The organism is Chryseobacterium metallicongregator (assembly GCF_031324065.1).
Taxonomy (GTDB): Bacteria; Bacteroidota; Bacteroidia; order Flavobacteriales; family Weeksellaceae; genus Chryseobacterium; species Chryseobacterium metallicongregator.
In genome coordinates, this window is sequence record NZ_JAVIXS010000015.1 from 37212 (window position 1) to 64064 (window position 26853).

Below are 26853 nucleotides of genomic sequence, written 5' to 3' on the forward strand. Positions count from 1 at the left end.
ACTATGAATAACAACGCAGTAATCAGTAATAACGCAAATCAGGATAATTTTTTCGGGGAATTACAACGTACCCGTTTTCAACAATTTACTTCATTTCCCAGTACGGATAATGTTCCTGCAGGTTGGGTAATTGATTATAATGGGCAATTGCATCAATGGAACGGAACCGAATGGATTAATTTGGCCGAAAATTATGTACATCCAGATTATCCACTGACTAATAATCCATTTCAGACCAATCAGACAAGCGGGCTTCTATTGCTAAGTCAGCTCCTGACCAATAGTTCAGGGCATGTTATTAAAGTAGCAGGCCGAAATCTTACCAATGCAGATATTGTTTCTATTGTTGTGAATGACGCTATTCAGTCAGGTACCTTTACATGGTCATCCTATAAAATTAAGACTTATGTTGAAAACTTCATAGGACAAAGTCTTACAGGAGCACTGATCTATCAGCCGGGAGGTTATACTCCTTCTACTGTTGAAGGTTCAATGACGATGCCATCACCTGCTACAGCAGCTGTAATTAAAACAGGAATGGTATGGGTGATTACAGCAAATGGATGGGTGGGCAATGAACCTGTATCTGTGGGTGACCATCTTATTGCCAATACCGATGATGCTTACAATATTCCTAAAAATTATCAGATTATAGAAAAAGGTATTCCTGATATTGTAGACGCTACAGATACGGTAAAAGGAGTGATCCAGATTGCTACAGATATTGAAGCTATTGAGGGAGTCAATATTACTAAAGCAATGACTCCAAAATCTACGAAAGCTGTTTTGGATGCAAAAATTAAATCCCAAACATGGCATATCGGAGATGGAGCGTCCGTTTCTTTCCCAATCACCCATGGCTGGAATACCGTGAATGTTGATTATATCTGTTATCGTAATGCTGATAATAGAAAAATAAATGTAAACTGTACGGTTATATCAGAAAATGACGTACAAATAGATGTTTTGGCACCTCTTACCCCGAATGAATATAGAATTACTTTAACTGCAAGACTAGACTAATGATTGCTCCTGAATATTTTAACAATCATATCGCCGTAGAAGGCGAAATAATTGTGAAAAGTGTTCCAAACGATGCAGGTTCTGTAATGGTTTGGAATTCTGTAACGAAAAAAATTAGCACAAGAACCCATGCGGAAATAGTTTCTGATTTAAATTTAGTAACCACTAATACCTTTCAGGATATATCGGCAAGAAAAACATTCTCAGGAGCTACCGGGAATGCTTATAATGCAGTTGCTTTAGAAGTAAGAGGTAATGGTACATCTGATACAGTTTACCCTGCAATTTCTTTCCATCAGCCAGGCCTTTATGCCGGTACATTGCAGTATAGATCAAACGGTTACCATTTTATGAATATCAATGGCAATGCTTTTGATAACGTAAGATCTGCCGGGTATTATAAAGATGGGTCAGATAATGGAAGATTCCTTACGGGAGGCGGTGGAGATTATGATTCCCGGGGAAAAGAAGACTCTTGGTATCATTCCGGAAGAAACTTCCCGCAGGGTACATTCATTGAAACTGATGTAGATTATTCTGTAGACTATGGAGATCAGTTTCTTTTAGAGATTAAAGGGAATATGTACGGTACTAATCAGCCTTTAGATTGTAAGATTCAGGGCTATATCTATAATGGTACTATTATTTCTCATAGCGGCTATTCTACATTACATTACTGGAATTCGATTACTGCCTTAAACTTAAATGGTAAACTTTGTTTTTGGTTTACTCAATTATCTTATTGGCAGGGGTTTGATGTAAAGGTAACGGTTGGATATGGAGGCTTAGATCAAGGTAAAAACAGAGTTACTTCAGTGTCCGATCATCCGGATCCGGGAGGTACAAAAAGGGTTCAGATCAATCTTAAACATTTACTCACTAAAGAAGAATTAGTTGCTGGTAATACATTTTGGGAGAAGAAGGATACAGGTGGCTATTGGGCATTAGATTCCGACAGACCTATAGCCGGACTCAATGGAAATGGAGCGCAGGCAATTTTATCTGGTGGTTTATTGGCCTCTTCTGCTTATACTGACTCTCAGTTTATTCCTGCATATGGTATCCATTCAAGAGGTTTTGTGCAAACAGATGAAGGTTTTCAGAACAGGTTTTACAAAGTAGACGAAAGGAATAGAATCTGGTCATTTGCAAACGCAGATACTTACGGACTTTCTTATTATCAGGGAAATGCCAATAGCCTGAATGAGGGGATAGGTTTCCATTTTGGAGATCCGGATCAGCCTACTCATTTTCTGGGAAGATCAGGTCAGATTTATTCTAGCGTAGGTATTTATTCTAATTCATTTACTACAGGTAATAAACAGGTTTTAAATTATAGTGGCCCGTCTACATTATATGTAGGAAACCCTACCATTAATACGATTATAGAATCTAATGGCAATGACATTATACATTATAAAAATGGAGTCAATGGAGTGGTTTGGGATGCCCATAACTTAGATCCGTCAACTTTTGTTAATGCATCAGTTCTAAATAATTATGTTCCCTACAATGGCGCAGCACAAGATGTGAATCTTGGGACAAAGGATTTAGAATTTGATGGCGGGGGATCTATAAGTAAACACCAGAATAATGTAAGGATATTTAATAAAGTTTATCAAGGGAATTATGGTGATGGAGGGCACACAGGTATTTTAGCGATTAAAATGCCACAAGCCTCAACAGAACATGCTATGTTTAGTGTTGATATTAATATTTATGGATATGAAAATCAGTACTTAGGAAAAGTGAATGTTGCTTTCTACAAATATGTATCAGGAACTCTGGTTACCAATGGTTCAAAAGCGATATGGGAAGTCACAGATAATTTTCCTACCACTACCGCAAGGATTGGGATTGGAACTGATGGATATGTTAGTATTTTATTAGGAGAATCAAACACATTCTGGAATGGATACTTCTCATTTGAAGTCGCTAAAGTAGAAGTTAAATATGGGAACTATAATCTTGACTGGAATGTAGGATGGTCTCATGCAATAGAACCTAACTTTGATTTATATCCTACCCATATCATTACTTTACCTTCTGATGTAGTCGCTACGAGAAGTTGGTTAACAAATTTTGCAGACAGTAGCTATATTCCAAAAGCAGTTCAGCTTAATGATAACTTCAATAGTCTTGGAGGGTATTCCAGTTCCGGAGTTTATAGAGCGAACAGTAACGGAGGAGGAGTTCAGCATTTGTATAGTCCTATGTTGCACATGGGGGCTCAGGATACCACAGCACAGTTGCAGGTAAAATATAATGATACGAATGCAGACGCAGGAGAATTAGTCTATAGAAGTGGGTATAATGGCAATTGGACATTATGGAGAAAAGCCTGGGATAATGTAAATTTCAAACCAAGTGAGTATCAGACAAGAAATACAGATGAAATTATCTCTGCAGCTAAATCCTATTATAACAGAATACCTTTCAAACTAAAAAATAGTTCATATAAATCCTGGTCAATTCAGAAACCTACCAATAACAATTTAATACTGGCCCCTTCTGCTACAAATAATGCAGAAGATTGGGATTTAAATAATGGTATAACATTCACTGATGCCGGTCAGGTTTCATCAAAAGGTTTCAATAAAGTTGGGTATAATGATAACTATATCTTAACAGCAGGTGGTGGGCAAAGATTAGCCTCAGACTTTGTATCATCTTCAGACTTAGGAAACTATCTCAGAAAAGATGGCGATACTATGACAGGTACTTTTAATATAGAGACTCCAGCTATGTTAGGTAAGTGGAAAAGTACTGCACAAACAGGGAATTATTTAACCTGGCAAAAGTATGATGGCGCTAAAGATATAGCTTATATTGGAGCTGATGGAGGTGCTGCCACATGGGGTGGGACAGGAGATAATTTTGTAGTTAGAGCGGTAAATGATGGTGATTTATTATTAAATTCAGACAATGGTGTTGTTAAAATTCAAGGGGGTATTCCCTGGACTACTAATAATTTAAATCCCGCAGAATACTTAGCGAAAAGAGGAAACCATCAGGATGCAACCGCAGTAAAAACCGATTATCCTTTAAGTGTTACAGATTGGGCGACAGGTAACGGATTCCCCACTACTTACGGTAACTCTTTACATATTGCAGGAAATAATACATGGTATCATAGAATAGATTTTCCTTTATTCAGCAATCATTTAGAATATTGGCAGGCTGTTAATACAACAACCATGACGAAAAAAGGGAATATTCCTTTATTGTCAGATGGAGAAGCACTTTGGACCAATAATAATTTTAATCCAGATGCTAAAGTTAATTCTGCTGAAAATGCTCAAACATTAGGATTCTCAAGTGGTTTGTCAGCAGGTGCACCGTACATCTATCATAGAACAGATGGTTATGTATTTCTGGCTACTCAATCTTGGGTGTCATCTAATTTTACAAGCCAGACTCTCTCAATTCAACCTGAGGAGGAAGGTGGTCAATGGATAAATCTAACTAATTCAAACGGAGTCTTTGCTACAAATTACTTTGTTACTTCAAGAGATGGTTCAAGAGACCCGAATACAGTTGTTGCTCCAAATGGCAATTCCCGTAGAGTTAGATTTGATTTTATTAATGCCGGATCTGTTGGAGGCTCTGGAAATTATGCGGGTGTAATGACATACGCTCCTTGGGATGGCACCTCTGCATCCACTGGGGATTCTTCATACCAATTGGTTTTTGCCAATCAAACCGGTATAAATGGAGAAGGAATACCAATGCTTAAAATCAGAAAAGGTATTGATGATAAGTGGTCTAAGGCATGGTATAAATTATGGAGTGACGCAGATTTCTCTCAAAATAATATCAATAGCTGGAATTATATGTCTAATAACGGTGTTATTGTAAACCAGCAATTTACTAGCCATACAGGTAATGGATTAATGGTTGCTGATGAATATAATGGCGGAGAATCTGGTATATATAATGAACAGGATGGGTTCTATTTAACTGTTTTGGAAGGTGAATATTATAAATATTCAAGTAAATATAAGAGTTGGGAAGGGATTAATTTCCATAGAAAGAGTTATAACATTGGTATAGGTACAGATGCTAATGATGCCGATAAAGTAACTGTTTCAGGCTCAGTAAAGGCTACTGAAAACTTTAAATCAAAAGATGAAAAGCCTAATACTTTATTTATTCCTGACGGAAGTCTTTCCTATCTTGATGATGAGATTATCAATGAAGACTCTAGAATGAGATTATCTCATGGCATGATTGAGCAGCAGCCAGGAGTTCAATATTATGATTCTGATAATAGAATGCTGGTCATCAGATGTGTTCATGGTGAACAATTTACATTAGGAAAATGTTTCCGGGGTCAGAGAATACTCGTATTAAATGCCAGTGATAGCCATGCGCAAGGATTTGACATAAAAAGTGCAGCTTATTCATACAAAATACCACCGTATAGCTCTATCCAATTATTTGCATGGGATGAAAAGACAGTTTATAAATATGCAGAAAATAAGATGTATTAAAACTTGAAAATTCCAAAATAAGGAATATATAACTCATATAAGATGGCGTCACTTGTTGTAAAGTGGCGCCATTTTTATATTATTTCTTTGTTGGAATTTATTAATTTCTTGGATGAAAAAGTAGAAGTCTATAACTTTGAAGTGGAAGTCTACTGCTAGGCATATTTCTGGAGGAAATACAAATGCAGTAGAAAGGGAAGGTATAGCAGCTGCAGTTTCCCCCACCAAACGTTAGCTCTTTCATTAAATAAAAAAAGGAATTATGTGGGAGGAATGTTGAGAAGACAAGGAAACACAATAATTACGGATGAAAATTCTGAATATAGATGGAATAATCAAATCAGAAAACAGGTCTAAAAGTTAATCATGTAATATGGAGATAAGAATAATATATATATCAGAGATTAATTATGAGTGTTATTTTTGTGGTAATTGTTGGAAAATAATTTACGAAGGTAAAACCACAAATATTACTATGAATAATTTCCATGGTCATCCTTTTTATATAATTTTTGAAAATACAGAAACGGTGAGTCAACAGTTAAAAATGTTAATTAATAAAGATAATATATTACTTCCTGATATTTTTCCTATAGAACTAATCTTGAAAGATATTATTGATCACCACCAAGGTTACTGGTTAAATTTATGTTTATGTTTTATTATTAAAATGGAATGTTTAAACAGTAATATGATACAGCTTTTGAGTACAACTCAAAATAATAAAAAATTTAGTCAAGAATTAAGGCATAAAATAAGAGAAGTCATACTTCTTAATAATTAACTAAGATCGTAGAATTAATGCTATAAGGTTGAATATCTGTGAACTATATGGTGGTAATATTCAATCAATGATGAAAAAACTTTGGTAATGTCATATATTGTTATTAGATTTATAATGAATTCTGAATGACAATATTATTACACCTCACTAAATTTATTAATCATGAAAAAGCAAATCTTTATCATTGCGCTGTCTCTGGGAGCAATTGCCTTAGGAACCAACCAGGTTATGGCACAAAATTCAGAGCAGGTGAGTACATCAGTAAATATTATTTTATCGGATGTTATTGCAATGGACATTAGCTCTGTTGCTTCAGAAGGTGCCGTAGATTTTAACTATGGGAGCACAAAAGACTATAATTCATCAAAAAATGTGACCGTTCCCAACAGTTTAGTCATTATTTCTTCTAAAAATTTTGATGTAAAAGTAAAATCTGAAGGTGCACACTTTGTAAGTGGCGCAAACCTAATTCCTGTAGATATATTACAAGTAAAAGCAATACCGGGCGGAAGTTTGGTGGGAACCTTGAATGAGGTTACTTTATCTACAAGTGATCAGGTGCTGGTGAGTAATGCAAGTTTAGGAACCAAACAGTCTTTAAATATTGCCTATTCCATTTCAGCGGAAAATGCATCCAAGGTTCTTCTGGGAAAACCAAAGGGAACTTATACACAAAAAATAACTTATACTGCCACTGCATTGTAAGTAAATAACAATTTTAAATAGAAAAGCCCTCAGTACTGTCATAGTATTGAGGGCTTTTCTATTTAAACCTAATGAGTAATCCTGTAGTGATTTTACTACGTGAACTTCCTTTTTCCACTACAAAGAAACTTTTAGCACCACTATAAATTTGCAGTATACAAAAGATAACAATTAAGTAAAAAATAACAATAAAATATTACCATCATGAAAAAACAAATCGTAATCACAGCCTTAACTTTTGGAGCGATCATATTAGGAACTAACAATGTTCAAGCTCAAAATACAACTGCAACCACAACGGTAAACATTACTCTGAACGACGTAATCTCCATTGACGCAGGAAGTACTGCCATTGGTAATACAGTTGACTTTAACTACGTTACTGCAGCAGATTACAACTCTGATCAGACCATTACTAAAGCCAACTCTTTAAAAGTTACTTCCACGAAGAACTTTAATGTTAAAGTAAAAGCAGGAGGTGCTAATTTTATGAATGGAACGAACTTAATTCCTGTCAATGTTTTGACAATTAAAGCAGCTACAGCTGCCGGAACAATGGGCGGAACAAAAAATACTGTAGTTTTATCTGCAACGGATCAGAATTTAGTTACCAATGCTCCTCTTGGAAGTGCCTTAACATTGAATCTGGATTACACTATTCCAGCAGCAAAATCCTCATCTTCTGATATTTTAGGTAAACCAGCCGGAACTTATACACAAACAGTAACTTATACCGCAACAGCTTTATAAATTAATTTTTCATATTAATATTTTGTGATTTGGTGTTTCGAAGGCTTCCTCAGGAGGCCTTTGATTTTGTATGTATTGTACCGATTATAGATAAAACTCAAAATCCGGGAATTTATATTACGACAGCTTTATAATAGAAATAACAGCAATTTATATATGCCCTCAACACTTTCTAAGTGTTGAGGGTTTTACTATTTAAGTCAAATGAATAAACCATGTAGTGATTTTACTACGTGAACTTCCTTTTTCCACTACAAAGAAACTTTTAGCACCACTATAAATTTGCAGTATACAAAAGATAACAATTAAGTAAAAAATAACAATAAAATATTACCATCATGAAAAAACAAATCGTAATCACAGCCTTAACTTTTGGAGCGATCATATTAGGAACTAACAATGTTCAAGCTCAAAATACAACTGCAACCACAACGGTAAACATTACTCTGAACGACGTAATCTCCATTGACGCAGGAAGTACTGCCATTGGTAATACAGTTGACTTTAACTACGTTACTGCAGCAGATTACAACTCTGATCAGACCATTACTAAAGCCAACTCTTTRAAAGTTACTTCCACGAAGAACTTTAATGTTAAAGTAAAAGCAGGAGGTGCTAATTTTATGAATGGAACGAACCTAATCCCTGTCAATGTTTTGACAATTAAAGCAGCTACAGCTGCCGGAACAATGGGCGGAACAAAAAATACTGTAGTTTTATCTGCAACGGATCAGAATTTAGTTACCAATGCTCCTCTTGGAAGTGCCTTAACATTGAATCTGGATTACACTATTCCAGCAGCAAAATCCTCATCTTCTGATATTTTAGGTAAACCAGCCGGAACTTATACGCAAACAGTAACTTACACTGCGACAGCTTTATAATAAAAAACACATCAATATAAAAAAACACATCAATATACATGCCCTCAGTACCTGGAAAGTGCTGAGGGTTTTTCTATTTAAACCCAAGGAGTAATTCTGTAGTTATTTTACTACATGCACTTCCGTCTTCCACTACAAAGAAACTTTTATCACCGCTGTAGATTTGTAGTGTTCAAAAGAGAACAGTTAAACAAGAATAACAATTAAATAATACTACCATGACAAAACAAATCGTAATCACAGCCTTAACTTTTGGAGCCATCATATTAGGAACTAATAATGTTCAAGCTCAAAATACAACAGCAACCACGGCTGTAAATATTACCCTGAACGATGTAATCTCCATCGACGCGGGAAGTACTGCCATTGGCGGGACAGTTGCCTTTAACTATGTTACTGCGGCAGACTATAACTCTGATCAGACCATTACTAAAGCCAACGCTTTGAAAGTTACTTCCACAAAGAACTTTAATGTTAAAGTAAAAGCAGGAGGCCCAAATTTCGTCAATGGTTTAAATTCAATTCCTGTAGATGTTTTGACAATTAAAGCAGCTACAGCAGCCGGAACGATGGGCGGAACAAAAAATGATGTGGTTTTATCTGCAGGAGAAAAAACCTTAGTTGCAAATGCGCCACTAGGAAGTGCATTAACATTGAATCTGGACTACATCATTCCAGCAGCGAAATCATCTTCATCCGATATTTTAGGTAAACCAGCCGGAACTTATACGCAAACAGTAACTTATACCGCAACTGCTTTATAATAAAATTTTTAGTTTGTAAAGGCTTATTTTGCTACGTTTTCAGTAGTTTTGAGAATCTTTATTATTAAACTATTTACACCATGCACAAGTTTATTCATCTTTTCATTTTCTTTATCCTTACAGGGTCTTCTTCACTTCTGGCACAAAGTATCTCTATGTCACCTACACGCTTGTTTTTCACAGGTAATCCAGGAGAAAAAGTAACAAAGACAGTCACGCTTCAAAACAGCTCGGATAAGGAGTATGTTTTTAATCTCAACTATAAAGATTGGGTTAGAGAAGAAGACGGAAATAAGGTTTATCTTGAAGCAGGCAGTTCAAAAACTTCCAATGCCTCTTGGGTGTCTACCTTAGAAAACACTGTAACAGTTCCTGCCAAAAGTACAAAGGAGATTGTAGTAACCATGCAGATTCCGGCAAACGCATCACAGTCTGTCGTTACAAACAGCATGCTGTTTTTTACCCAGCTTCCTCAGCAGGCAGATAAGGCACGTATTCAGAATGGTATTGGTATTATCACTTTATTTGAGGTGGGACTTCACATCTTTTACACTCCACCGGGAAACCATGTAAAAAGTTTGGATATCACCAATATTTCAGAAGTGAGCAATGAAAATGCGGTGAATAGAAAAGTTGCAGTAAGCATCCATAATGATGGAAACACTATCAATGATGCTACCGTTGAGTTTGAACTTACCAATACAGACAGTGGTAAAGAAATAAAATTACCCGCAATTTCCATCTCCATGTTTCCGGATACCAATCAGGTTGTTCAGTTTTCTTTACCAGAGAACATTTCAGGGAACTTCCTTGGCGTGGTTATCGTCAAAATGGCAGAATCCAATGATTTACGTGTAGGAGAAAAAAACTTTAAATTTTAAAATTACGCTTTGAAACCACAGAATGGAATATCAATATCAGTACTAAGAAGAACAATCTTATTTTTTGTATTTGTTCTTCTGCACTTTTCGTGGGCCTTTGCACAGGAAAAGAAGGATATACAAATCCATTTTGAAAATGACAGTGTAACTGTTGAGAAGGGTTCTACTTTTACTAATTTCCTGGTCATTGAGAATAAAAGTTCTGAAGAGATTACAATTCAGAATATCATCCCTCAGGAACAATATCCGGGATTGCTTTTCTATCCCAAAAATGACTTCACCTTGGGCGCTGGTCAGTCTAAAAATCTTCCTGTGAAACTGATCGCCAACGTGGATTTTATGAAACTGAGATCCAATGCGGTCCAATTCCAGGTTTCGTATGCCACTCCAACGGTCACCAGAACTGAAAGTGCCTCATTCTTTGTCGCTAAAGGCGAGAACAAAAACATCGCGATTTATACAGCGACCTACGAAAATTTCATTAACCCTGCTTTGCCCCAATCCTCAATTCTGCTGACTGTAGAAAACCAGGGGTATAGTAAACGCACCGTTAAGATTGATTTGCAGTCAATTCCTGATGGTTTGGAAATTTTGCCCAAACAGCAAACCTTATCTTTGGAAGGTTTAGAAAAACAAACGGTTGAGATCAAAATCGCAGTCAGAAAACAGAATACACTTTATCCGGAATTTAATATTAATGCAATCGTCACAGATCTGCTTGATAATAAAATTGTGGGAAGCAACACGATCTACTTAGTTATTTTATCGCACAACAGACAAATTGCCCGTGGAAACGAAGCGGTAAGCGGAAGTAATTTTGCAGAAATGAGCTATAATGAAAACAGTTCAGGTTTCAATTTTCTTCAATTGAGGGGAAATACAGCATTCCGGGTGAGTGAGAATTTAAAATCACGCTTCAATATCGGTGCAGATTACTATTTTGAAGACGGCCTTTATAACGTGTATGATACCTGGCTGGAACTGGAGAGAAAAAATACGGTTTTACGCTTGGGAAATGTTAATAGCAGCGATTACGACTACCCGGTTTTCGGAAGAGGTGGGAAAGTTTCTACCAAATTTGGTAACAATAATCAGATTGAAGTTCTTGCACTGGAAAGTAATTATAATCTGTACGGTACTTATTTCCAGCAAACAGAAGGATCTACCATGGCGGGTGCAAAATACGCTTTTGGAAATGCTAAATCTTTCAATGGAAAAGTATCCTATATATTCGATCATGATCCGCGCTTTAATGTAGATACACAGGTAGCTAACGCAGTAACATCATTGTTAATCAACGAAAAACATGTCATCCGCACGGAGTTGGGCCTGAGCAACGAAAAAGGTCTTTCGAATAAAGACGAAAATACAGGAGCTTCAATGGGAGCCAATTACGAGGGGAAAATAGGGAAATGGGATATACAATCTTTCAATTCTTTTGCCACCAAAAGTTATGCAGGGATCAAACGGGGATCTTTTTTCTCAAATCAGAGGATTGGCCGTCAATTTTCTGCTGCTCAGCGCGCTTTTATCCAATATCAGAATTCGCAGGTAGAACCCGAGTTCCTGAGTTTCCAGAGTGAACCCATCCAACCAGGGAATACCTCTAATTTACGTTATTATTTTAACAGTACAGAAGCTTTGGGACTAGGGTATCAGTTTTCTTTAAAGAAGTGGAATTTCCTACTTTATCCAAAGGTTGAAAAACAAAAAACAGCTAATTTTTATACATCGCAGGAACTTTTTTCTTACCGGTTGGAAGCCAACATCAGTACAACATTAGGTGCTCACGGATTGAACCTGACAGCGGAATATTCTTATTCAAAAGAGAATGATAATCCAGAATGGTTCAACAGTTTGAAAACGACTTTATCTTACAGATATAAATCATTCTCTCTCAACGGAACAGCTCAATGGAACGCAATGAGTGTCTTTGATTTAAATTCTTATTATGATGGAAACCGTAATTTCGCCAACTATAATGTTTACGCCTCGTATAATTTCCAGATGTTTAATCATAATCTGACTGGATCTTTTTCAGCCGGGACCTTCTATTCGGAACTTTATAAAAATTTAAACAGTAATATCACCGGTAATCTGGAGTATAAGATTTCGCCTTCCTGGTCCACCACAGGGTATTTTAATCTTTCCGGTTATAAATCTACGGCTGAATATGCAACCAGTGGAAGTTATTACCAGTTCAGAGTGGGGATTAAAAAATATTTTACTACAGCAACAGCTCTCGGAAATTATAAAGTGGCTTTCCAGTTCTTTGAAGATAAAAATTTTAATGGACTTCTGGAATCTGGTGAATCGGTACTTGCTAATGAAATTGTAAAACTGGAAAATTATGTAGCGATAACAGATAAGAATGGAAAAGTAGTTTTTCAGAATGTGCCTGAAGGTACTTACACACTGAAAATGAACGAAAGTGCAGGTGCCCGATTGATGATGGATCCTGTCATTATGGTGCATGCCAATATTAATCGTAAAGTAGGCTTGGTAAAAAACATCAGGGTAAGTGGGAAATTAACAGAGATCAGACAAGCCTACGATGTTTTGGAAACGGATGTAACCGGAATAGTGGTATATGCAAAAAGTGAAGAGGGTATGATCTATACTGCCGTGGTTAATCAAAAAAATGAGTTTGAGTTTTTCCTGAAAGATGGAAAATACACTCTCTATATTGAAAATGACAAATATAGCTATACACAACCTACCCAAACTATTCAAGTGACAAAAGAAGGGTACTCAAAAACAGTGGTTTTTGAATATAAGAAGAAAGACACCACCATTAAGGTGAAAAAGTTTTAAATTTAAAAGTATGAAAAAGATGAGGTCTTTTCTAATAGGAATTTTTACCGTGTTGTGCGGATCTACAGCCACAAAAGCTCAGGATGTTTACCTGTCAGTTCCTGAAAATAATATTTTTAACAGGAGCGAATTTACCTCAGTACCTACAAGGGTAATGACGAACGCCAACAGAACCAACTGGGACTATGCCTTTTTGGGATTACTCCCAACAGCTCCTACATTTACCTCTGTTTCCGGGCCAAATTTTACTCATTCTTCTTCCTCACTTACTTTACCCGGTTCCGCACTTCTGTGGCAGTTGGAAAGTATGGGCGGGCAGATGCCATCTACCGGATTTTCAGGTTATTTGCCAGGTTTTCAGTCGTTCAGTACAAGTGCTATAAGATGGTTTGAACCGCCATCCATCAATCTAGGGGGAGGATTCAACCGGGGAAATATCAATTTTACATTTAAAATTCCTGCCTCACAATTTAGTGCCAATGCCTTTCGGGCAGGGAATTACTCCATGGATATAACTCAGAATTATAATGACTTCACACCACGTAATTTTAAAACAATTTTAGTCATCCCTTCGGCTATAAAATGGGTTGCAAACTCTTTAACAAAATATATAGAAATCTCTTCTTTGAATGACTACCGCAGTACAAGCACGAGGGTGTGGGATCTGGGGAATACGGAAATAGCAAATACGGTTGATTTTAATTTTTGGGCGAAAGCTGCTGCCTCAAATGTTCAGTTTACGTCCTCTAAAGGTGTTCCGGGAACCAGAAATATAGCAAGCATTAAATTGGGTAGTAACGGATCTTCACTTACGACCAAAGCATTATCTTCCGATTTTCAGAATTTTTCTCCTGCTAATTTCAGTGTTGTAGCAGGAAACAGAAACAACTTCATTCCGCAACTTTATGTGTCTGCGGAAGATTTTAAAAACTTTTTTTTTGAAGCCGGAACTTATACATTTGATTTGAACTTCAATGCCAGCAGTACAGATAACTCAATTAACAGTTTGCAAAATACGGCTGTACAGTTAAAGGTGCTTCCTCTGTCGGAGATCACCATCCCAAGTTCCGGACGCAATGTAAACTTCAATTTTAATACTGCTGCCCATTACACCGACGGTCAGTCACAAATCATTCCCAACCAAATCACGTTGTCCAATAATGAAAATTTTGAGCTCTATGTAAAATCGGACGAAAATTATTTCAAGAAAGGCGGTCTGCAGACCAGCATCAATTCAAATATTTTACAAATTGGCATCGATGGGAGTTCTGTAAATGTTCCCTTATCCAAAACTCCTCAAAAAATACTCTTTAACGGAGCACCGGTTTTGGACCGTGGATTGAACGTAAGATACACCATATCACCTGCGGGTGCCCAAAGTTTGGTAGGAAAGGAAAACACCACTTATTCTATCAATGTTTACTATAGCTTTACGGCAATTTAACAATACTTTTTGAAATGACTTCTCCTTATGGACAATAATCAATTGCCGGAGAAACATAATATTGATAAAGTAACTGCATCCAAAAAATGGGTGATTGGCTGCTAAGATTACCATTTTTGCTTTTATTTGCTGATGAAAAATTCCTCCATCGGAATAAATAAGCTGTATACTTTCCAATAATTCGTTTTCTGAATGCAGCATTTTGTTACAGCATTTTATGGCTGTAGTTTCACCATACAATTGGCGGAAAACACAAAACTTCCCAAAAGATTTCCTGAAGTATCTCCATAGATACGTTTTCTTCCTTTGATGATTTTTCCTTCATCAAGCTCCTATATTATCAATACCTGCAGATGTATTTTGGTAGTCTGGCTATTAATTATTGCCACTTCAGGCTGCCATTTTTTATCTTGCATCATTCAGCTGTTTGCGATCAGTAATCTGTTGATAGTGTTCCATATTCCATCTTTTTTCTATTTTCGATAATACCGGTAAACAGCCTGCCAGAGTCAAAATTCTCCTGGAATCTGACATAGTCATTTTTGTGAAATAAAACAGGACCTGTATTATTTCAGGTAAATCCCATTTGATTTTTTTTTAACTAATATGATATTTTTTTTAACTTGCTACCTTCTGGAAGAAAGGTCTGAACTATATGTTTTTAGTTGCATTTAAGCAATATAACTCTTTCTGCCTTCTTTCAAAAAAATCAAAAAGCTTCTAAAACCGTGATACTTAATTTATGAATGATTTTATCAACGAACTTCAATTAAAAATCGAAAGACTGGAAAACGAAATCAATTTCAAGAACGGATTGATCTCGATTTTGTCTCATGACTCAAAAGAACTGTTTGGAACCTTTCTGTGGCTTACAGAAGAGCTGGAGCAAAATACTCTAAGTGAGGAAGATTTTTTTAAATTGTTGCCGCAGGTAAAACGAGATGCCCAGAAGAATCTGCAAACTATTCAGGACAGCATTGCATGGCTAAAAACACAATACGGGGAATTTAAGATTAAACCCGTTAAAATCATGGTGATGGATCTTTTTCACGATTTAGAAGAAAAATATGCTGCTAAATTGAAAGAAAAAAACATTAATTTTTATTTTAAAGGAGATCATAATGCATTTCTTACAAGCGATCGGATGTTACTCGAATATGTTTTGGACAAAATTTTCAACAACGCCATTAAATATTCATTGCCAGGTCAAGATGTTTATTTACAAGTAATTACGGAAGGTGGTCAGGTTGTACTTTCTATAATTGATTCCGGAACAGGAATCAATGAAAAGTATTTACCTGGGATCTACACTTATGGTAATCCTATATTTCTGGGAACTGCAGGCGAGAAAGGAGTAGGATTAAGTTTGAAAATTGTAAAAAATTTTATATCCTTGCTTAATGGAAACATCCAAATTATTTCCGCTGAAAATAAAGGTACTACGGTTTCTCTTTTTTTACGTAAATTTATAGAATAATGGGTTTAAAAGCAAACATTCGCATTGTTGTAGCAGATGATCATGGTATCGTCCGGATGGGTTTGATACAAACAATCAAACGATTCAGACCCGATGCCATCGTTTCAGAAGTAGAGGATTATAAATCGCTGTACAAATTAATTCTGAAAGAAGAATTTGATCTGGCCATTATGGACGTTAATATGCCTAATGGTACTGTTCAGGAAGCAATAGATTACATAAAAATTCACCAACCTGTATTAAAAATTCTAATATTTTCTTCGCAGGATGAAGAACTGTATGGAATGCGTTATCTGAAAATGGGTGCTGGTGGCTATCTAAGCAAGTTAAGCTCCACTGAAGTAATTGAGACTGCTTTAACAGCGATGCTCAGTAAGGGTCGGTATATCAGTGAAAATATAAAAGAAGCGATTTTTTTAGAATCATTAAATGGCACAGCCAAAAGCTCTCCCTTTGAAGCATTATCAGACCGCGAATTGCAAATTGCCAATAAACTTGCAGAAGGTCTTCCCCTCAAAGAAATTTCTAATCAGCTGAACCTCCATTCATCAACGATCAGTACATACAAAATCAGGTTGTTTGAGAAGTTGAAAATACGATCCATACCCGAATTGGTAGAGATTCTCAGGCTGTATAATCAGTAAACATTCATCACAAAAATCTGATTGTGAATCAATCTCTGTTCCATTGTACAGAGTGACGGTCAGATAAACATGATCATGCATCAATTGGTATCTGAAATTGGAGTTTATCGGAGTCGTTGATGAGTATTTTTGATATTGAACTTTTTCGTAATATGGCTCATCTTTGTCTTGAGTAACAATTTGTAATTATTGGATGGATATAAATTTAGTCACGTTTTCAAGGGATGATGAATTTCTCCAAAATACTGTTATGTCCTGTAAATTTATTATGAGTAGTTTTTAAAATTTTGTTTCTCTCTGTTCACATTCCTATTTTCAGTTTTATATAAAGAATAGCTCTATTTATGAGTTAGAGCTTGGTGTGATATTATTATTGAAAAATAGCATATTATTTGTAGCTCTTTAAAAAAAAACAAAATGGAAAAAGCAGCTAAAAAAAAGATTCGTCCCTTACAGAAACAAAACCGACCGGGATCTGAAACAAATATGAACCCGATTCCGGAGACAGCGCCATTGAAATATCCAAAAGAAGGTAAATTAAAAAATAAGGTAGCATTAATTACTGGAGGAGACAGTGGAATAGGAAAGGCGGTAGCTTTATTATTTGCAAAAGAAGGAGCTGATATTATTATTGCTTATTTAAGTGAAACAAAAGATGCCAAACAGACCCAAAAAGAAGTTGAAGCACTTTCAAGAACATGTACCCTGATAAAAGGGAATTTAGGGAAAGAAAACCATTGCAAAAAAGTGATTCAAACCAGTATCAAAATTCATGGAAAAATTGATATCATTGTCAACAATGCAGGCCTTCATTGGGAAGTTGATTCTATTGAAAAAATTACTACAGAACAACTGCTAACGACTTTTCAAAATAATTTCTTCTCCTATTTCTGGGTTACAAAATATGCAATGCCATATCTTAAAAAAGGAGCAAGTATTATAAATACTTCTTCTGTTACCGCTTACAGAGGAAGTCCCAAACTGATCGACTATTCCGCAACCAAAGGAGCAATTATATCCTTCACCCGAAGTTTATCTGCAAACCTTATTGCAAAAGGAATAAGGGTAAATGCTGTGGCACCGGGACCGGTTTGGACTCCATTAATTACGTCCTCATTTAAACCAAAAAAAAACTCTGAGTTCGGAAGCGACTCACCTATGAAACGAGCAGGAATGCCCAACGAAATTGCACCTTGTTTTTTGTTTTTAGCGTGTGATGATTCTCGTTTTATCAGTGGCCAGGTGCTACATCCTAATGGTGGAGAAATTGTAAATGGCTAAATTAGTAAGGATGATTTAGGAATAGGATATATCACTAGTTAGCTTTATTCACTAAGCTAAAAATTGATATTTTAATAAGAATCAAATATTAAATTTTCAAAATTAACAATTTGTGTATTTGTAAATATTTATTTTTAAGGGTGTTTTTGTGATTTGAATCATAGGATAAATGAAAAATAATGAATTAAATTTGTAATTGACGCCACGAAATTTAATATTATGAAATTGTTATGTTGTCCTCTGCTATACTTTTGGATATGTTGCTGAGTTGTAAAAAAGAATCAGAATATAAGAGTACATCTATACAAGATACCATTATCACTCTTAATTCGCAATAAAAAAAGATACCTTGGTAGTTCGGATACACTTTCTCCAGACACCACAGTTTCCACACAAAATTCTGTGATTCGTAAAAAGTAAAAGTAGTTCATAAAATATTGCTGGATTATTTTGAGCTTTTTAGACAAGTCTTGACTTTAATTTTATATACATGTTATCACTATTATCGATTGGGTAATTTTAGTGTTTTGATATGGTTTATTGGATGATTGACTAAAGATATTATGCTTTTTATATTTTTCTCTTTTAAGGATTTAACTTTAATTAACAGGATGAAGGTTTAATATTTGCTCTCATAATTTTAAGTTCCCGGTAATATTCTACTGAATTTTAGAAAACATTAAAAAAAATGATTATGGTTATTAAAGAAAATCTGTTGTATTCAATGGGAGCAAATAGTATAATGTATTCTGCGGGAGAAACTATCTTTTCAGAAGGAGCTTGGCCTGCATTTTATTACCAGATTATTAAAGGAGAAGCAAAACTGAATAATTACAATGAAGATGGAAAGGAAACCATACAGATCATCATAGAAGATGGCCAGAGTATTGGAGAGTCTTTATTGTTTATGGAAAAGCCTTATCCTATGAACGCGATAGCGATCACTGAATGTGAAGTAGTAAAACTTTCTAGAAAGGCATTTCTTAATTTATTGAGAGTAGATGCAGAAATTTCTTATGAAATGAATAAATGCCTGTCACAAAGGCTTTATTTTAAACTGATTATGAATCAAAATCTTTCAACACAAAGTCCTATTTTGAAACTTGTTGCGCTCATGGATTATCTGAAAAGTTTTGCAATAAATCAACAGCAATATTCATTTAGGGTTCCTCTTACAAGACAACAAATGGCAGGATTGACTGGACTTTGCGTAGAAACTACCATAAGAACTATCAAAGGAATGGAAAGAGCCATGATGTTGAAAATAGAAAATCGTAAAATTATGTATTAAAGCTTTTTCAAAACAAGGAAACTTTATTTTAAAATTTTAAACCGATTCGCTGGAGTTAAGTAGCTGCTTCTTATAAGAAATTTTTACAATTTAAAAATGAAGTAGATTCTGGCATCACAAGACCCCTATATAAACTACAACGCTCAGTAGCCTATATTATACAATGTCGTATTGAAGACCGTCATTAATGTTTTTATCCACTTACACTAAAAAATGCAAAAGCAGGATGTTCTTCAAAACAGCATCTTAATGTTCAGTAACATGACCCAAGTCATAAAAAAGTGAGTTATTCTGTCGTATATTTGATATAGATCTTCAGCAAAATTCTAAAGCCCTTAGTAAAAGGCACGCAAAAAAAGCATTTGCTTTTTATCTCTCATTTAACATTACCAACACTTAACTGTTGCCGTCTAATACTAGTCACGGACTGCAATACCCATCACTAAATATTAATATAAAAATTCAGTTATGAACACTAGAAATTCAAGAAACAGCAGTTCAAGAAGACGTTCGCATTCACCGGAAAATCTTGAAGAAGTATATCAATTAGGATATGATCATGGTTATAATGATGCAACCAGAGAAGAAGATTATGATGACGATTTTTCAGAATATGAAAATTATTTTGATAATGAAAATGATGACTATGACGAGGATTATGATGAAGATGATGATTATGATAATAACTACGACGATGATGATGACGATGATAATTATAACCAAAGAGGCAATAACAGCAGAACTTACAGAGGCAACAACGGAAATCAACAGAGGGACAGCCAGGGAAGATTTACTTCTGGTAGAGGAGACGCAAATGGCAGGAATTCAAATGGTAATTCCCGTAACCGGTCCAGTTCTGGTTCACGTTCGAGATCAGGAGTAAGATCTTCCGTTTCTGAATCTAACTCAGGAAGACAGGGTTCTAACTCAAGATCAGGAAATAATAGTAACAGTAGTTCGGGCCGTAGTTCGGGTTCCGGCAGTTCCAAAAGAGGTTTTGCAGCGATGAGCAAGGCAGATCGCACCAGAATTGCCAGAATGGGCGGACAGGCATCCCACGGAGGCGGAAGATCTTCAGGTCGTTCCGGATTCGGTGGCAGACGTAATTCATAATTCTTTTTCCAGGATTGCCTCTTTAGTAATATATAAAGAGGTAATCCTTTAATAACAAACACCATTCACACAATGCCCAATAAAATATTAGAAACTGACAGTGCAGTTCCTGCTACCAAGAAAGGTACGGCAGATAAAGAAACAGTCAACAAGGATGAAATGAAAAGTTCTCCTCTGCATAAGTTCTTTGTAAGTGCTCTTAAAGATATTTACTATGCAGAAAATGCAATTCTAGGAGCGCTTGAAAAGATGCAGGAAGCTGCTACAACAGAAGAACTAAAGGATGCGTTTGAAGATCATCATCTTCAGACTCAAAAACACGTTAAAAGACTGGAAAAGGTATTCCAGCTCATTGACGAAAAGCCTGAAAAAAAAGAATGCAAGGCTATTAAAGGAATCATCGAAGAAGGCGAAGAAGTCATCAAATCAACAGAAGATGGCTCAGCAACAAGAGATGTAGCATTAATTATTGCTGCACAGAAAGTAGAACATTACGAAATTGCCACTTATGGCGGGCTGGCACAGCTAGCCATAACCATGGGACATGATAAAGCTGCGGATCTTCTTGAAAGAACATTACAGGAAGAGGAAGATACGGATTCGTATCTTACAGATATCGCGGAGACATCCATTAATTTCGATGCAGAACAAGAAGACTAAACTATGCAATAAGCCATGTAGCTTGTTCTATATGGCTTATTTTAATCTTGAAATCAAAATATATGGACTGTCAACAAATTATAGAAACACTGAAACACAAAGATTTTGTAAAAGTCTCCCATGCCTGTTGATATGCCTCACAGCGAAAATTAATAATGATACCTATGAAACCTAAAGAAATTTTCGGAGTTCCCATTCAGAAGAAAGGGGGATACCACGATACAGAATCTAAGAAAAACGATATTGCCCCTGAGCGTGTTGAGGAAGTTTTCAATACACTTAGAGAAAGATTCATGTTGATCAACAATTGGAAAAGGTACTGTGGCGAAGGGTTTGCAGATTTTAAACTTTTTGATTCAGAGGGTAAAATGATTAATAGATACCCTTTGATTGGTGATTATATCAGGATAGATATTCCGGGTCCGGGAGCCGTAGAAGCCAAGGGTTTCGACTGGGTTGAAATTGTGGATCTGTTTGAAGAGCAGACCCATGGTATTTGTCTTGATTTTGTGATGATGACTTGCAGACCTTCAAAAAATCCTCAGGATAAAACATCGGAACACATATTACATTTTTATTCTGATCAAGCTACCTCTACATTTGGAATTTTTAAAGGAAGAGACTTTATTCAGGTAGGAATATATGGACGAAATGAATTACCTAATATGGACGCTGAGTTTTTAGACAAAGCCAGAAACCTCTTGATCGCAGCGGGGGGAATGATCGGTGTTTCAAAAATTGAGTGGAAAACACTGGTAAATGGTTTGCTGAATTTCTAACTGTTTGAAAATAAAGGTGTTAAATAACTTATAAATACATCTAAATAAATAGCATTTACATTAATTTGGAAAAGGTTTTGTACTCTAACAGTTTAAAACAAAAAATATGAGAGCAATCTGGAATGGAGCAATAGGTTTTGGATTGGTAAATATACCGATCAAGTTGTACTCGGCCAGTGAATCGAGTACATTAGATCTGGATATGCTGGATAAAAAAGATCTCAGCAATATCAAATACAAAAGGGTAAATGAAAATACTAACAAAGAAGTAGCATGGGAAAATATCGTAAAGGGCTATAAAATAGAAGATAAATACATTGTATTAGAAGATGAGGATTTTCAGGCGGTAAGTCCTGAGAAATCAAAAATTCTCAGTATTTTACAGTTTGTAAAAGAAGAAGAAGTGGATCCTGCACTTTTCGAAACCCCCTATTTTTTAGAACCTCAAAAAAATGGAGAAGCAGCCTACAAATTATTGTTGAAAGCCTTAATGAAAACAAAAATGGCGGGGATAGGCTCTTTTATTTTAAGAGAAAGGGAAATTCTGTGCATGATCCGCCCTTATCAAGATGAAATTCTTATGGTAAACAGGATGAGGTATCCGGAAGAAATGAGAACGTATGAAGATCTGAAAATACCTTCAGGAAAAGCACCGAAAGCTGAGGAACTCAAAATGGCAGAAACATTAATTAAATCTTTAGCAGAGACTTTCGATCCTTCGAAGTACAGAGATACATATAATGAAGATCTTTTGAAAATTATAAAGCAGAAAGCAAAAGGTAAAAGAGCAAAAGTTAAGGAAACAAAAGAGCCTGCGGGAAAAGCGACTGACCTTATGGCAATGCTGAAGGCCAGCCTTGAGTCAGGAAAAAGAAAAGCAGGATAAGACTTTAATCAGATAATCATTTTTCGTTTAACTTTAAATTTTTGTAAAATGCCATTAGAAGAATATCATAAAAAGAGAGATTTTAAGGTAACTTCCGAACCGGAAGGCAAAGAAAAGGAAAGTACAGCAAAACTGAGATTTGTGATTCAGCGTCACGCAGCAACACGTCTGCATTATGATTTTCGACTTGAAATGGAGGGTGTTCTTAAAAGCTGGGCAGTTCCGAAAGGACCTTCCCTTAATCCTTCTGATAAAAGACTGGCGATGATGGTAGAAGATCATCCTTATGAATACCGCACATTTGAAGGAAGCATTCCCAAAGGAAATTATGGTGCCGGTGAAGTTGAAATCTGGGACGAAGGAACCTATGAACCTTTGGAAAAAATAGATGGAAAAAGTGATGATCTGGTTATGCGTTCGGAACTGCATAAGCAATCCCTTAAGTTTATTTTGCATGGTAAAAAACTGAAAGGTGAGTTTGCTTTGGTGAAAATTAAAAATTCAACAGAGGAAAATGCATGGCTTCTTATCAAACATAAAGACCGCTATGCTGTTGCAGAAGACTATGATGCTGAAGAGCAAACCCCAAAAAACTCTAAAGTTACAGCTTACCTTCAGGAGAAAAGCAGTAAAAAAAAAAATAATACCGCCGAAAGCTTAAAACATTACAAAAATTATGCGTCGGCACTTTCCGGAGAAAAAAAACTTCCCGATTTTATCAGACCCATGCTCTGTAAAACAAGCGAAAAACCGTTTGATAACAAAGATTGGGCTTTTGAAATAAAGTGGGATGGATATAGAGCGATTGCCGATATAAGAGATGGTGAAATCCGGTTGTATTCCAGAAACGGACTGGATTTTTCAAAATCATTTAGAAAAGTTTCCGATGCACTCAAAATTCAGAACCACGAAATGGTTCTGGACGGTGAAGTCGTTGCATATGATGATAAAGGAAAACCTAATTTCCAATGGCTGCAGAGAATTGCAGAACAAAATACAGACCTGGTCCTCATCTATCAGGTATTCGATTTACTATGGCTGAACGGACATTCCACAGAAAACCTTTCTTATTTACAGCGAAAAGAACTGCTGAAAGAAGCTTTAATTGAAAATGACATTATCAAGTATCATGATCATATTCTTCAAAACGGAAAAGATTTCTTTCAGGCTGCCGAAAATATGGGATTGGAAGGAATTATAGCCAAAAAAGCAGACAGTGAATACAAAGAAAACATCAGAAGCTCCGAATGGCTGAAAATAAAGATCCATCAAAGTGATGAAGCAGTAATCTGTGGTTTCACTGCTCCGAAAGGAGCAAGAAAACATTTCGGATCACTTATTTTAGGGAAATATCTGAATGGGGAGCTCATATTTTGTGGACATACAGGGACAGGATTTACAGAGCAAAGTCTTAAAGAGATTCACCAGAAATTACAACCTCTGGTAGTGAAGGAATCAGCATTTAAAATAACTCCCAAAACCAATTCCAAAGCAACATGGCTTAAACCTGAATTGGTAGCTGAGATAAAATATACAGAACTTACAAAAGACCATATCTACCGGCATCCGGTTTTTTTAAGACTAAGAGAAGATATTGATGATACGGATGTAAAATTTGATACGAATTCACCTCAAAAACAGCCTGAAATGAAAGCTAAAGCAACATCAAAAAAAACAACTACCACAGATATAGTCAAGAAAATCGGAAAACAGCAGGTCACACTTACCAATCAGAATAAACTGTATTTTCCCGCGGACGGAATTACAAAAGGTGACATTATAGAGTATTATCAGAGTATTTCTAAATTTATTTTACCTCATTTGAAAAACCGTCCACAATCACTCAACCGTTTTCCGAATGGGATCGAAGGGTTGAGCTTTTATCAGAAAGATGCTGATGAACATACACCGGGTTGGGTGACTTTGCAAAAAATATTCTCTGAAAGTAATGATAAATACATCAATTATATCATTTGTAATGATAAGGAAACCTTGGCATATCTGAATAATTTGGGGTGTATTGAACTGAATATCTGGACAAGTCATACACCGAAGGTAGATTTTCCCGATTATTTGGTGCTTGATCTTGATCCTTCAGAAAAAAATACATTTGAAGATGTGATAGAAACAGCATTGGCTGTTAAAGAAGTTCTGGATAAAGCAGGTATTATAGGCTATCCGAAAACATCAGGAAGTTCTGGTATTCATGTATATATTCCTATGGGAGCGAAGTATACGTATGATCAGGTGAAAGATTTTGGACATGTGCTTATGCAATTGGTTCATCAGGAACTTCCGGAACTTACTACACTGGAAAGGAGTCTCCAAAAAAGAGATAAAAATAAAATTTATCTGGATTATTTACAGAACAGACGAGCACAGACATTGGCAAGTGTATATAGCGTACGTCCAAAACCCGGAGCCCCTGTTTCTACACCATTAGAATGGAATGAAGTGAAAAAAGGTCTTCATCCTACCAATTTTACAATCCATAATATGGCAGAACGCTTACAGGAAAAGGGAGATCTCTTCAAATCGATTTTAGGAAAAGGAATTGATCTTTTAAAAGCTATAAATAGATTAGGAAATATATAACGATTATGAAAGGTTTAACAGATAAGAGTATTTCTAAACGCATAAACTAATAAGTTAACAAATAGTGCTGTTTTCATTTGCCTTTTATCAATAAAATGTATTTTAACTTTAACTTCGATTAGATATGAAAAAACATATTGTCATTGTAGGTGGAGGATTCGCAGGAATTAACCTTATAAAATCTTTGGTAAACGATAACAGATTTATAATAACGTTGGTAGATAAAAACAATTACCATTTTTTTCCGCCACTTATCTACCAGGTTGCTACTTCTTTTATTGAAGCTTCGAATATTAGTTATCCATTCAGAAAGCTATTTTCAAACTATAAAAACGTACGGTTTTACATGGGGAGTTTAGTGAGGGTGATTCCTGAAACAAAAACTATAGAAACGGAGAATGGAGAACTTCAATATGATGAGCTTGTTTTAGCAATGGGTACTGAATCCAACTTCTTTGGAATGGAGAATGTACAGAAATTCGCCCTCCCTATGAAAACTATTGATGAAGCAATTTATGTAAGGAATTATATGCTTTTGACAATGGAAGAAGCTGCAAGAAATAAAAAAGTAAAAGACTCACCGAAGTTGCAGAATATTGTGATTGCAGGAGGCGGTCCTACTGGTGTAGAACTGGCGGGAATGATTGCTGAAATGGGACAATACATAGCAGAGAAAGAATATCCTGAAATTAATCGTGGTTTTTCTCATATTTACCTTATCGACGCGCTTCCTTCTTTACTTTCCCCCATGAGTAAAATGGCTCAGGAGGCAGCTTATCATAAATTGGAGAAGCTTGGTGTTAAAATTATTTTAAATGTTGCAGTAAAAGATTATGTTGAATCAAAAGTCATACTGGCAGACGGAAAATCTATTGAAACAGAAACATTGATCTGGACTTCAGGAGTCATTGGCCGGGAAGTAAAGGGGCTGCCCCAAGAAAGTATAGGAAAAGGGAGAAGGATTTTAGTAGATGAATATAATAGAGTTAAAGCAACAGATCATATATATGCTTTGGGAGATATATGCTTGCAGACAACGGAAGAAAAATATCCCAATGGCCATCCTCAGTTAGCACAAGTGGCTATTCAACAAGGTAAGAATTTAGGTAAAAACTTTAAAAGAATTGAAGATGAGAAAATCTTATCACCATTTATATATAAAGATAAAGGAACTATGGCTATCATTTCAAAATTCAATGCAGTGGTAGATCTTCCAGGATTTTCATTTAAGGGAGTTACAGCGTGGTTGACCTGGCTGTTTATTCATATTATTCCCTTAGTGGGTTTTCGGAATAAACTCCGTTTAGCTCTGGATTGGCTAAGATTATTTATAACAAATAATCCTTCCATAAGGCTCATCCTTCGACCTAAAAAAATAATTTACAGAGCAATAGTAAATGATTGTATTCTGCGATGACTAGTCCTAAATAAGCGTTACATATTAATAGGATAAAAATACTAATATTTATTATATAGTTGTTGGGTTATCCCGACAACTATATTTGTTTTTATACGTTCTTATTTTTACACTATTTTGTTTGTGCATCTGCTCAGGTGTTTTCATATAACACGACCAATGTGGTCT

21 protein-coding genes are annotated in these 26853 nt (G+C 35.7%); 20 read left to right on the plus strand and 1 reads right to left on the minus strand.

What is annotated here, in order from left to right; genetic code table 11:
- Positions 1–3 precede the first annotated feature (3 nt).
- The 10 genes from REB14_RS15575 to REB14_RS15620 all read left to right on the plus strand — a co-directional run bounded on the left by REB14_RS15575 (position 4) and on the right by REB14_RS15620 (position 14542).
- Positions 4–1023: a hypothetical protein gene (locus tag REB14_RS15575; RefSeq protein ID WP_309522599.1), complete on the plus strand. Its 1020-nt coding sequence runs from the start codon at positions 4–6 to the stop codon at positions 1021–1023.
- Positions 1023–5516 carry a hypothetical protein gene (locus tag REB14_RS15580; RefSeq protein ID WP_309522600.1) on the plus strand — a complete coding sequence of 1498 codons (4494 nt, stop codon included), beginning with the start codon at positions 1023–1025 and terminating at the stop codon, positions 5514–5516. The genes REB14_RS15575 and REB14_RS15580 overlap by 1 nt, the downstream gene beginning before the upstream one ends.
- Positions 5517–5889: 373 nt before the next feature.
- Complete coding sequence (locus tag REB14_RS15585; RefSeq protein ID WP_145953258.1) at positions 5890–6300, plus strand: hypothetical protein; 411 nt, start codon at positions 5890–5892, stop codon at positions 6298–6300.
- A 162-nt stretch (positions 6301–6462) separates the two neighbouring features.
- Positions 6463–7005 (plus strand): peptidoglycan-binding protein LysM, encoded by a 543-nt coding sequence (locus REB14_RS15590; protein ID WP_309522601.1) that lies wholly within the window; start codon positions 6463–6465, stop codon positions 7003–7005.
- 204 nt (positions 7006–7209) lie between these two features.
- Positions 7210–7755, plus strand: a complete 546-nt coding sequence (locus REB14_RS15595) for a peptidoglycan-binding protein LysM (protein ID WP_079242269.1) — start codon at positions 7210–7212, stop codon at positions 7753–7755.
- A gap of 338 nt (positions 7756–8093) precedes the next feature.
- Positions 8094–8639 (plus strand): peptidoglycan-binding protein LysM, encoded by a 546-nt coding sequence (locus tag REB14_RS15600; protein WP_079242269.1) that lies wholly within the window; start codon positions 8094–8096, stop codon positions 8637–8639.
- 218 nt (positions 8640–8857) lie between these two features.
- The gene (locus REB14_RS15605) at positions 8858–9403 is read left to right on the plus strand and encodes a peptidoglycan-binding protein LysM (protein WP_309522602.1); all 546 of its coding nucleotides are present in this window, start codon (positions 8858–8860) and stop codon (positions 9401–9403) included.
- 80 nt (positions 9404–9483) lie between these two features.
- A complete protein-coding gene (locus REB14_RS15610) occupies positions 9484–10284 on the plus strand; it encodes a fimbrial biogenesis chaperone (protein WP_238594266.1) in 801 nt (266 codons plus the stop codon).
- A 9-nt stretch (positions 10285–10293) separates the two neighbouring features.
- Positions 10294–13098 (plus strand): COG1470 family protein, encoded by a 2805-nt coding sequence (locus REB14_RS15615; RefSeq protein WP_309522603.1) that lies wholly within the window; start codon positions 10294–10296, stop codon positions 13096–13098.
- 10 nt (positions 13099–13108) lie between these two features.
- Positions 13109–14542, plus strand: a complete 1434-nt coding sequence (locus REB14_RS15620) for a hypothetical protein (protein WP_309522604.1) — start codon at positions 13109–13111, stop codon at positions 14540–14542.
- Between the two features lie 405 nt (positions 14543–14947).
- Here the strand turns inward: REB14_RS15620 and REB14_RS15625 are convergent, their stop codons facing one another.
- Positions 14948–15076, minus strand: coding sequence for a hypothetical protein (locus REB14_RS15625; protein WP_309522605.1), 129 nt, complete (start codon positions 15074–15076; stop codon positions 14948–14950).
- A 208-nt stretch (positions 15077–15284) separates the two neighbouring features.
- Between REB14_RS15625 and REB14_RS15630 the strand changes: the two genes are divergently transcribed.
- From REB14_RS15630 to REB14_RS15675, 10 genes are all read left to right on the plus strand, one after another.
- Positions 15285–16019, plus strand: a complete 735-nt coding sequence (locus REB14_RS15630) for a sensor histidine kinase (protein WP_309522606.1) — start codon at positions 15285–15287, stop codon at positions 16017–16019.
- The gene (locus REB14_RS15635; protein WP_309522607.1) at positions 16019–16663 is read left to right on the plus strand and encodes a response regulator; all 645 of its coding nucleotides are present in this window, start codon (positions 16019–16021) and stop codon (positions 16661–16663) included. The genes REB14_RS15630 and REB14_RS15635 overlap by 1 nt, the downstream gene beginning before the upstream one ends.
- A 417-nt stretch (positions 16664–17080) precedes the next feature.
- A complete protein-coding gene (locus REB14_RS15640) occupies positions 17081–17944 on the plus strand; it encodes an SDR family oxidoreductase (protein WP_309522608.1) in 864 nt (287 codons plus the stop codon).
- Positions 17945–18638: 694 nt separating this feature from the next.
- Positions 18639–19235 carry a Crp/Fnr family transcriptional regulator gene (locus REB14_RS15645; RefSeq protein WP_309522609.1) on the plus strand — a complete coding sequence of 199 codons (597 nt, stop codon included), beginning with the start codon at positions 18639–18641 and terminating at the stop codon, positions 19233–19235.
- Between the two features lie 468 nt (positions 19236–19703).
- A complete protein-coding gene (locus REB14_RS15650) occupies positions 19704–20348 on the plus strand; it encodes a KGG domain-containing protein (protein ID WP_309522610.1) in 645 nt (214 codons plus the stop codon).
- A gap of 72 nt (positions 20349–20420) precedes the next feature.
- Positions 20421–21008, plus strand: coding sequence for a ferritin-like domain-containing protein (locus REB14_RS15655; RefSeq protein WP_309522611.1), 588 nt, complete (start codon positions 20421–20423; stop codon positions 21006–21008).
- Positions 21009–21172: 164 nt separating this feature from the next.
- Entirely contained in the window at positions 21173–21787 is a 615-nt protein-coding gene (locus tag REB14_RS15660; protein WP_309522612.1) for a hypothetical protein, read from the plus strand.
- Between the two features lie 106 nt (positions 21788–21893).
- A complete protein-coding gene (gene ku / locus REB14_RS15665) occupies positions 21894–22673 on the plus strand; it encodes a non-homologous end joining protein Ku (RefSeq protein ID WP_309522613.1) in 780 nt (259 codons plus the stop codon).
- Between the two features lie 48 nt (positions 22674–22721).
- On the plus strand, positions 22722–25268 hold the full coding sequence (gene ligD / locus REB14_RS15670) for a DNA ligase D (protein ID WP_309522614.1): 2547 nt from the start codon (positions 22722–22724) through the stop codon (positions 25266–25268).
- A 124-nt stretch (positions 25269–25392) separates the two neighbouring features.
- On the plus strand, positions 25393–26685 hold the full coding sequence (locus REB14_RS15675; RefSeq protein ID WP_309522615.1) for an NAD(P)/FAD-dependent oxidoreductase: 1293 nt from the start codon (positions 25393–25395) through the stop codon (positions 26683–26685).
- Positions 26686–26853 lie beyond the last annotated feature (168 nt).